Genomic DNA, 9,815 nt, shown 5'->3' with positions numbered 1-9,815 from the left:
GCCCACATCTGTCCCTACAATGCAAAACACCCGATGAAGTTCATCGGGTGCTCAGTCCGTAATCGCTACGGATACCGTCCCGTAGGTGTCAACCTAGGGCAGGACGGGTCACGGCCATACGCTCAGACAGCGGCGCCTGCCTTGGGCTCGCTGGCCTTGGGATTCTGGATCTCGCGCAGCGGGATCGGCGCCTGGAAGCCCGCGGCCTCCAGCGACAGGCGGATGTCCTGGTACAGGCCCCAGCGCAGGTCCCAGTACTTGGCCGCCTCGGCCCACACGCGCACGTTCACCACCACGCCGCTTTCCTTGTAGTCCACCACCTTCACCAGCGGCTGCGGATCCTTCAGCGCGTTGGGATTGGACGCGACGATGTCCTGCAGCTTGGCCAGCACCGCGTTCAGGTCATCGCCATAGCGCACCGGCACCGGGATATCCAGGCGGCGCGTCTTGTTGCGGCTGTAGTTGGTGATGGTGGCGTTCCACACCGTGCTGTTGGGCAGCGTCAGGTGGATGCCGTCGACCTGGACCAGCCGCGTCAGGAACAGGCCGACCTCTTCGACCGTGCCTTCCGCGCCCGTGCTCAGGCCGACGTATTCGCCGGCGCGCACCGGCCGCAGGATCAGCAGCATGATGCCGGCCGCGATGTTCTGCAGCGTGCCCTGCAGCGCCAGGCCCACGGCCAGGCCGGCGGCGCCCAGCACCGCGATCAGGCTGGCGGTCTGCACCCCGAAACGCGCCAGCACCGCGATCAACGTGAAGATGCGCACCGTCCAGACCACCGTGCTGTAGAACATCGGCACGATGGTCGGATCGATCTTGCTCGAACGCGTGGCGATGCGCCGCACCCAGCGGCCCAGCAAGGCCGAGACCCACCAGCCGATGACCAGGATCAGCAAGGCCACGAGCAGATTGATGCCCAGGTCCACCAGCCTGGGGGCCCAGGCATTGAATTCCTTCAACGCGTCTTCCATCGTTGTCGCTCCTTCTTGCAAAAAAAGACAGCCGAAAACTTTATCAGATGCGTCTTGCGGAAAGGGCCGCGACGGGGGGCCGGTATGTCAAGCTTTGTAAGGCATCCTGCGCGCCGTGGCAGGCCATCGCATGCGCCGCATCGCCCCGGGGGGCGCGGCGCGGGCCGCCTCAAGCGGCCGCGACCTTGCGGAAATGATTGTCCCAGGAGCGTTCGCGCGACGGCGCCAGCACCGGCCGCTCGCCGCCCGCCGCGTCGGTGCGCACCATGGCGCCCAGGCCGCTGCTGACCAGAAAGCCCGCGTCCGTCGCCGGCGCCACGCCGCAGCCATCGGCCAGGCGGGTCTCGCCCAGGCAGCGGCCGCTGGCCGCATCCCAGTACAGCACCCACCCGCCCACCGGGCTGGACGTGGCGATCACCGCGCCGGCCGCGTCCGCCGCCACCGAGCCGATGTAGTTGCGCATCGCGCGCAACGTATCCGCCGGCCCGCTGAACAGCACCGGCTGCGCGCCGCGCCGGTGGCGCCCCACCAGCGCCGGACGGTCGCCGGCCGGTCCCATGTATTGGCAGCCGAACCAGACGCTGCCATCGCCCGCCAGCGCGAGATGGCGAATCGACAGACGATGCAGGTCAGGCGCCAGTTCGACCCGCTCCAGCAGCGCGCCGCTGGCCGCGTCCAGGTAAGCCAGCGACGGCCGCATGGTGTCCAGGTTCAGTTCGAGCTTGCCGTAGTCCGGATGGGTCAGGATGCCGCCGTTGGCCACGCACAGCGTCTTGCCGTCGGGCATCAACAGCACTTCGTGCGGCCCGATGCCGCCGCTGTCGTATTCGCCGATGCGGCGGTAGCCGCCGCCCGGCGTGGCATTGTAGATGCCGAGCACGCCACGGCCGCCGTCGAAATCGTTCTCGGTCGCGGCCAACAGCCGGCCGCCGTCGAAATAGGCGCCGTGGCCGAAGAAATGGCGGTCTTCCGGCAAGGGCAGTTCGAGCGGCGGGCGGGCGCCGCGCAGGTCGAACGCCAGCGCGAAGAAGCCCGGCTGGCGGCCGAACACCACGGCGCGTTCGGCGGGCGCGTCGATCGCGAAACTGTGGCCGCGCGCGGGCATCGGCACCACGTGCCGGTCCTGTCCGGCGCCATCGAGCACCACCGTCTCGTCGCGACCGCCGCGCTGCCGCGCCGCCAGATAGCGCGTCTGGGCATCCTCGCCGGGGGCGGCCGGCGCTGGGCGCGGCCACCCGAGAGCCGCGCCCAGCGCGCCGCCCGCGCCCCAGGCCAGGAAATCGCGCCGCGCGGGGCGCGCCGGCGCGTTGCCGGCCCGCACATCGCGCGCAATGTCGGTCAGCATGCGGTCGCGCTCAGTCGCCATCGAGCGCATTGAAGCCGATGGTCACGCCCAGCGCCGGCGCCAGGTCCTGGTCGACGATGGCCTTGGCGTTCTTCAGGGTCAACGCCGCCAGGCCCAGCAGGCGGCGCCCTTCGGCATCCCCCAGCGCCCGCTCCAGCGGCGCCGGCACCTCGCGCAGCGCGCGCGCCGCGTTGCCCACTTCGGCCAGTACCGCGCCCGCCATCCAGTCCTCGCCCTCGGGCAAGGCATAGCCGCCCGCCTGATAGAACGCCGCCAGGCCCTCCAGGCCGGCGGCCAGCGTGCGCGTCGACAGCCCGCTGCGCCAGAACGCGGCGCGCCGGGGCCGGGCGCCGTCGGCCGAATCGCCCAGCACCGGCAGCAGCTTCACGTCGCGCGCGAACTGCAGGCCGGTGGACAGCGCCTTCATGGCTTCGGCCGCCACTTCCTGCGGATCGCGGTAGAGATCATTGCCCGCCCGCGGCTGCGCGAACTGGCGGCCGAAGTCGGCCTTGGCATCCCACGCCTGCGCCACGTCGCGCGAGATCGCGGCGACGTTGGCCGACACGGCCCGGGCGTAGCCACAAGCGTAGGCAAACGTGGGCGCGCCTTGCTGCGCCAGCAGCGCCGGCTCTCCATACAGCACGAATTCCAATGCCGGCAGCCCCTGCACCGCGACGCTGCGGCCGGCCAGCGCGCCCGGCTTGAGCAGGTCGGCATCCTGCGCGGCGATCACGGCCTGCACCTGGCGCGGCATCACGCCGCGCGTGTCGGGCCAGAACGCCAGGCGCTCGTAGCGGTTGGCCTGAACCAACGGCCCGAAGCGCAGCGGTTCGAGGCGCGCCCACGCCAGGGCCAGGTCGGCAAAAGCCGCTTCGACCCGCTTGGCGCCGGCCGCATCCGGCTTGCCGCACCACTGGCCCAGCGCGCCGTCCAGATCGGTCGCGGCGGCGACCATGCCGGCGGCGGCCGGCCGCGCATAGCCGTGCGCCAGGCGCTCGCCCAGGTCGGCGGGCAATTCGGCGCCGGCGGCCAACGGCCAGGCCAGCGCCAGTGCGGCGGCCAGGGCCGGCGCGCGCCAGCGTGCAACAAGGATAGCCATCACAGCGACTCCAGGAAACGGATCAGGTCGGCGCGTTCTTCGGGCGTCATCGCCACCACGCGGTCGCGCGCCGGCTGGCCCGCGCCGCCATGCCACAGCACCGCCTCCAGCAGCGTGCGGGCGCGGCCGTCGTGCAGCCAGGTGGCGGTGGGATTGACGGTCCTGGTCAGGCCGATGCCCCACAGCGGCGGGGTGCGCCATTCGCGGCCGTTGGCGGAACCATCGGACACGCCGTCGGCCAGGTCATCGCCCATGTCGTGCACCAGCATGTCGGTGTACGGCCAGATCAGTTGGAAGCGATGCTCGGCCTGCTTCGCGTTGCGGCTGGTGACGTACTTGGGCACGTGGCACGCCACGCAGTTGGCCTCGTAGAACAGTTTCTTGCCGGCCAGCACGCGGGCGTCGTCGGCATCGCGCCGCTGCGGCACCGCCAGGTTGGTGGAATAGGTGGTGACGAAGTCCATCAGCTTGGCCGGCACTTCCTCGGGACCGAAACGCGGCTGCGCGCCGTGCGGCATCTTCAGGCACTGGGGCTGCGCCGGCGTACAGTCGCCGTAGTGGTTGGGGAACAGCGGCGTCGACAGCCCCATGTCGTTGGAGAACGCGGCGGCGCTCTGCTGCTCCACCGTGGGCTGGCCGGCCTTCAGGTTGAAGCGGCCCAGCGCGCGCTGGCCGGTACGCGCGTCGATGACCCAGTTGGCCTTGCCGACGATGCCGTCGCGCTTGTCGGCGCCGATGTTGGCCAGGATGTCGGCCTCGTGGATCGATTCCAGCAGGCCCAGGCCGATCATCGGCGGCGCCAGCCGCGGCGAGATCTGCGTGTCCTTGCGCATCGGGCCGTAGCCCAGGTTGTCGATGCGGTAGGCCGGCTTCATCAGCGTGGCGGTCTCGCCGCCATTGAGCTTGACGGTGACTGGGGTGTACTCGATTTCCATGCGGCCTTCGGCCGGCAGGCCGGCCACCGCGAAGTTCTGCAATTGCACGCCATAGACGGGCTCGGGCAGCAGCGCGATCTCGCCCGGCGCCAGGCGCGGATGGCCGCGGTCCGGGCCTTCCGGCACCGCCAGGCGCAACAGCAATGCCACGGCGTCGGGACGCTCTAGCGGATCGAAGCCCGGCACCGAGCCGCGCCCGTCCTTGGTATGACAGGCCTGGCAGGACCGCGCGTTGAACAGCGGGCCGAGGCCGTCGGAGGCCTGCGTGGAGGCCGGCGCGGAGACCCAGTCCTTGCGGAACAGGCCGTTGCCGACCTGGAATTCCTGGCGCCGCTCGAAGCTCATGTTGGCCGACGGCTGCGAAAAAATGTCGGCGTTGATGAGCTTGTTGGTGGTGGTGGCGCCCGCCTGCATGGTCTCGAAGGTCTCGGCCTTGGAGAAATCGCGGGTCGGCGCGGTGATGGCGAGGACCCGCTTGAGGTCCTCGGCGCTCAGGTCGTCGCGCCCGGCGGGCGCGGTCGGAGCGGCGCCGGCATGGGCCGACGCCGCCAGTACGGCGGCGAATACGAGCTTCACTTGAATACGGCGTCGGGTTTGTCCAGGCTGTCGGAACCTTCGATGGCGACCTTGCCCAGGTCCAGCAGCGCGATCACGCGCTCCAGGCTGCGGGTCTGGTCGACCAGGCGGTCGATGGCGGCCTGCACCACGGCGTTGCCCTCCTTGTTGCCGTCGGCGATCATCTGGTCATAGGTCTCGACCGTCTCGGCGCGGGTCTTCATGGCCTGCATGGCGGCCACGGTGGCGTCCAGCTTGGCGCGCACTTCGGCGTCCAGCTTGGGATCGCGCGCCTTGACCAGTTCCGACAGGCTGGCGCCCGACACCTGCTTGCCATCGACGCGGGTGTACGCGCCCAGGTAGACGTTGCGGATGCCGATCTGGTTGTAGAAGTGCGAGTTGTGGGTGTTGTCCGAGAAGCAGTCATGCTCTTCCTCGGGATCGTGCAGCATCAGGCCGAGCTTCATGCGCTCGCCGGCAAGTTCGCCGTACGACAGGCTGCCCACGCCGGTCAGCATCGCCACCAGGCCGGCCTTGGGATCTTCTTCCACGGCCTTGCGCGCGGCGCCGTCCTTCTTCCAGTTGCCGACCATCTCTTCCAGATCGGTCACCAGCAGGTCGGTCACGGCCTTCAGGTAGGCGATGCGGCGTTCGCAGTTGCCGCCGGTGCACTGCTTGACGTCGTAGTCGGTGTGCGGACGGTTGCCCGCGTGGCGTTCCTGCGGCGTGCCCTTGCGGTCGGCCGGCGCCGGGCCGGTGCCGTTCAGGTCCTGGCCCCACAGCAGGAATTCGATGGCGTGGTAGCCGGTGGCCACGTTGGCCTCGTTGCCGTCGGCCTCGTGCAGCACCTCGGACAGCAGCTTGGGCGTGATCTCGCTGACATCGACGGTCTTGCCGCCCACCGAGATCTTGGAATTGGCGATGACGTTGACCGCGTAATAGGCGTTCTCGTCGTTCTCGGTGCCGTAGGAGGCGTCGACGTAGTCGATCAGGCCTTCATCCAGCGGCCAGGCGTTCACACGCCCTTCCCAGTCGTCGACGATCGGGTTGCCGAAGCGGAAGGCCTCGGTCTGCTGGTACGGCACGCGCGCGTCCAGCCAGGCCTGGCGGGCGGCCTTGAGCGTGTCCGCGCTGGGCTTGGCGACCAGGGCGTTGACGGCCTCGCGCAGCGCCTTGGCGGAAGTGAGCGCGTCTTCATAGCCGGCCAGCGCCAGGTCCGAGTAATTCGTCACCACGGCCTTGGGCTGCGTGGCGGCGTGCGCCGCCCCCCCGAATGCCGCGACGGCCAGCGCCGCCCCCAACAACAACTTGCGCATCACTTTCTCCCGTAACTCGGACCGGATTCGCCCCGCGGCGACCCGGTCCACACTTGAATTTTGTGGATGCGAGTGTAAACAATTTTCGTTTGTTATTCAGCGCAAAGTCAGATAGCTGACATTTCTCCGAACGAAAATGCATGAAAACGCGCCCCTTCCCGTCGTTTTCCGGCCTCGCGGCCGCAACGGCCGTCAGACAGCCGCGCGCGGAATGGACGCAAAAAAGCCCGGGCAAGCCCGGGCGCAGGCAGGAGAAGCCGGCCAGACCGGCCCCGCGCTCAGCGTTGCAGCGGCGCCTTGGCGGTCTCCCTGGCGGCCAGCACCGAGATGGCGGTCACGACCAGCGCGGCGGCCACGTACAGCGACACCGCCACGGTCGAGCTCCACGACTTGAACAGGCTGGCGATGATCAGCGGCGCGAAGCCCCCGCCGACGATGCCGGCCAGCGTGTAGGCCAGCGACGACCCGGCGTAGCGCACCCGCCCCGGGAACTGCTCGGTGATGAAGGCGGCCTGCGGGCCGTACATCATCGCGTGGATCAGCAGGCCGACCACCACGGCGGCGCAGATCGCGATGGGATGCGCGGTGTCCATCAGCGTGAAGAACACGAAGGCCCAGACCATGCCCAGCACCGCGCCGGCCACGTACACGGGACGGCGCCCGATCTTGTCCGACAGATGCCCGCACAGCGGCACGGCGATGGCATTGAGCGCCGCGCCCAGCATGGTGGCGCCCAGCGCCAGCGGCCGCGACAGGTGCAGCACGGTGGTCACGTAGGTCAGCGTGAACACCACCACCAGCGCGTACAGCACGTCCGAACCGATGCGCGAGCCGCCGGCCACCAGCAATTGGCGCCAGTGTTGCACCAGCACTTCCTTGATCGGGGTGTTGGCGGTTTCGCGCTTCTGTTCCATTTCCAGGAACACCGGCGTTTCCTCGACGCCGCGGCGCAGCCACAGGCCGAACAGCACCAGCGCCACGCTCGACATGAACGGCACGCGCCAGCCCCAGGCCTGGAATTCCTCGGGCGTGAGCCAGAGCGAGATCAGCGCGATGAAGCCGGTGCCGATCAGCGTGCCGCACGACGGCCCGACCTGCGTGAAGGACGCATTGCGGCCGCGCTGGTCGGGCTTGCCGTGTTCCATCGACAGCAGCACCGCGCCGGCCCACTCGCCGCCCAGCGCCACGCCCTGGATGAAGCGCAGCGCCACCAATGCCACCGGCGCCCACACGCCCCAACTGGCATAGGTGGGCAGCATGCCCATCAGGCCCGTCGACACGCCCATGATCACCAGCGTGGCGACCAGCACGAACTTGCGCCCCAGGCGGTCGCCCAGGTGGCCAAAGACGAAGCCGCCCAGCGGCCGCGAGACGTAGCCCACGGCATAGGTCGAGAACGCCAGGATGGTGCCCGTCAGCGGGTCGAACGACGGGAAGAAGATGGCGTTGAATACCAGCGCCGCCATCAGGTTGTAGATCGTGAAGTCGTACCACTCCAGCGTGGTGCCGACCGAGCTGGCCATCGCCAGTTTCTTCATCTTGTCCGGCGCCGCGCCGCCGTGGGCGGCCGCCGGAGCGCGCAAGGTGTTTTCAGCCATTGTGTTTCCCCATGTTCGTGATGTGTGTGGACGGCGGCGCCGTGTCAGCGCAGGTCGGCGGCCGCCAGCTTCCAGCCCAGTTCGAGTTGCCAGGCATCGCTGGCGCGGATGCCGAAGGCGCCGGCGGCCTGTTCGGCCAGGGCCTGCGCGGCGCCGGCCGAGCTGGCCTCGACCACGAACAGCGGATCCAGGCGGCGGTTCTCGGTGGATTCTCGCGGCAACGGGCCGCTCAAGGCCGCATCCGGCGCCAACAAATAGGACTGAACGAAACCATCGACCTGCGCCAGCGCCGCGCCCGCCTCAGCCGCCCGCGCCACCAGCGCCCCGGCATCGCCGCCGAACACCAGCGGCAGCACCGCGATGTGGCTGCCGCTGCCGAACCCGGTCACGGCCTGCACCGCGCAGACGCGTCGCATCGGGTCGCGCATGCGGTCCAGGTTGGCCACCGACCACGGCGTCTGGCGCTCGAAGGCGGCGCGGTAGTCGGCGGTGGTGAACGCGCCCAGCGATGCCGTGCGGTACAGCCCCAGGTACTTGCGGCCGCCGGACCGCGAGAAATAGCGTGCGCCCGACAGGAAGCCGGGGATGCGCACGCGCTCTTCGACGTGCTCGCGGTCGTACCAGCGGTTGAAATCGGTTTCGAAGGCGGGATCGACGTCGCAGGCGACGAACAGCATGCCGTGGGGCGTGGACGGAGTGGAGGCTTGGCTCATGGAAAGAAAAATCCCTTCGATAACGGAAGGGATTCATCTTCGGCCGGCGGGGCCAACTCCGACAAACGAGTAATTTTTCGCGCCGGCAACAGAATTACTGAAAGCCGACCTAGGGATAACGCTATTGCGCGGACCCGAATGTTGGCGGCGTGACCGACGCGGTGTACTGATCCGAGGCGCGGCAGGCCAGCTCGGCCACCAGCCGGATCGCATCCGAACCGGCGCCCTCCAGGTAGCTCACCACCAGCAGTTGCGGCGGCACCGGCACGTCGCAGCGGATCATCTGCACCTCGCCGCGCGCCACGTATTCGTAGATCGGCGGCAGCGGCACCAGGGCGCGGCCAAAGCCGCTGCGCACCAGCCGCGCCAGCGCCGAGATCGAGCTGACGCAATGCACCTTGCCCAAGGGCAGGCCGGCTTCGCGGAACAGCCCTTTCAGGGCCTCGTGCGGCTGCGAGCCGGGACTCATGGTCAGCACCGGCTCGCTCAGCAACTGCTGCACGGACAGCGATTCCTCGTCGCCGGCCGGCCCGACCCACCCCATCTCCATCGGCAGGCACGGCGTGCTGATGACGCCGGTATCGGTCAGCAGGTCGGTCTGGAAGGCGATGTCCAGCGTGCCTTCGCGCAGGCCGCGGTGCAGCGCGCGGGTGGTCTCCGAGGTCAACTGCACCTCGATGCCCGGATAGGTGGAACGCAGGTTGGTCAAAAAGCCGATCAGCCAGGTGTGCACCACCGTCTCGATGGCGCCGATGCGCACCAGGCCGAACACCTCGTCGCCGGTGCGGCCCAGCGACAGGATCTGCTGACGCAACTGCATCAGCCGCTCGCCATAGTCCAGCAGGCGCGTGCCCACCGCCGTCAGCCGCAGCTCCTTGGCGTCGCGCTCGAACAGGCGCGCGCCGATGTCCTCCTCGAGCGAGGCGATGCGGTTGGCCACCGCGGCCTGCGTGATGTGCAGGCGGTCGCTGGCCGCGCGAAAACTGCCCAGCCGGGCGGACCACAGGAATGCTTCGACAAAACGGGTATTCATATCCACGCCACGGCGCGCCCGATGACGCGCCCTTCCGATAACGGCGGGGCGGCAGCCCCGGCCTGTGCACATCCTAACGCCTGGCGGGCCGGCCGCGCCACGACGCCAGGCGCGCCCCCTGTCGGTGCCACATGCACCAGCTTGGTTCACGCGAGGCGCCAGGATCGCCCCATCATGGCGAAAAACCGGGTCCGCGAAGGTTGGCACGGGTCTTGCTTGAAGGACTGGTATGCAAGCTTGTCTACAAGCG

At 69.2% G+C, this 9,815-nt stretch carries 8 protein-coding genes; all 8 read right to left on the bottom strand.

From position 1 onward, the window contains the following. Window positions 1–122: 122 nt before the first annotated feature. Window positions 123–971, bottom strand: a complete 849-nt coding sequence (locus HV783_RS23255; RefSeq protein WP_054503106.1) for a mechanosensitive ion channel family protein — start codon at window positions 969–971, stop codon at window positions 123–125. A gap of 169 nt (window positions 972–1,140) precedes the next feature. Beyond that, window positions 1,141–2,316 (bottom strand): DUF1513 domain-containing protein, encoded by a 1,176-nt coding sequence (locus HV783_RS23250; protein ID WP_175189942.1) that lies wholly within the window; start codon window positions 2,314–2,316, stop codon window positions 1,141–1,143. A 10-nt stretch (window positions 2,317–2,326) separates the two neighbouring features. After that, window positions 2,327–3,415, bottom strand: a complete 1,089-nt coding sequence (locus tag HV783_RS23245) for an imelysin family protein (protein ID WP_175189941.1) — start codon at window positions 3,413–3,415, stop codon at window positions 2,327–2,329. Further along, entirely contained in the window at window positions 3,415–4,926 is a 1,512-nt protein-coding gene (locus tag HV783_RS23240) for a di-heme oxidoreductase family protein (RefSeq protein ID WP_175189940.1), read from the bottom strand. Before HV783_RS23240 ends, HV783_RS23245 begins: the two co-directional genes overlap by 1 nt. Next, complete coding sequence (locus HV783_RS23235) at window positions 4,923–6,221, bottom strand: imelysin family protein (RefSeq protein ID WP_116791918.1); 1,299 nt, start codon at window positions 6,219–6,221, stop codon at window positions 4,923–4,925. Before HV783_RS23235 ends, HV783_RS23240 begins: the two co-directional genes overlap by 4 nt. A 278-nt stretch (window positions 6,222–6,499) precedes the next feature. Further along, window positions 6,500–7,819: an MFS transporter gene (locus HV783_RS23230; protein ID WP_175189939.1), complete on the bottom strand. Its 1,320-nt coding sequence runs from the start codon at window positions 7,817–7,819 to the stop codon at window positions 6,500–6,502. A gap of 44 nt (window positions 7,820–7,863) precedes the next feature. After that, window positions 7,864–8,532 carry a DUF4286 family protein gene (locus HV783_RS23225; protein ID WP_054503110.1) on the bottom strand — a complete coding sequence of 223 codons (669 nt, stop codon included), beginning with the start codon at window positions 8,530–8,532 and terminating at the stop codon, window positions 7,864–7,866. Window positions 8,533–8,653: 121 nt separating this feature from the next. Next, window positions 8,654–9,565, bottom strand: a complete 912-nt coding sequence (locus tag HV783_RS23220) for a LysR family transcriptional regulator (RefSeq protein WP_049072905.1) — start codon at window positions 9,563–9,565, stop codon at window positions 8,654–8,656. Window positions 9,566–9,815 lie beyond the last annotated feature (250 nt).

The organism is Achromobacter dolens, assembly GCF_902859745.1.
Classification (GTDB): Bacteria; Pseudomonadota; Gammaproteobacteria; order Burkholderiales; family Burkholderiaceae_B; genus Achromobacter; species Achromobacter dolens.
This window is presented reverse-complemented; position numbering and strand designations above follow the sequence as displayed.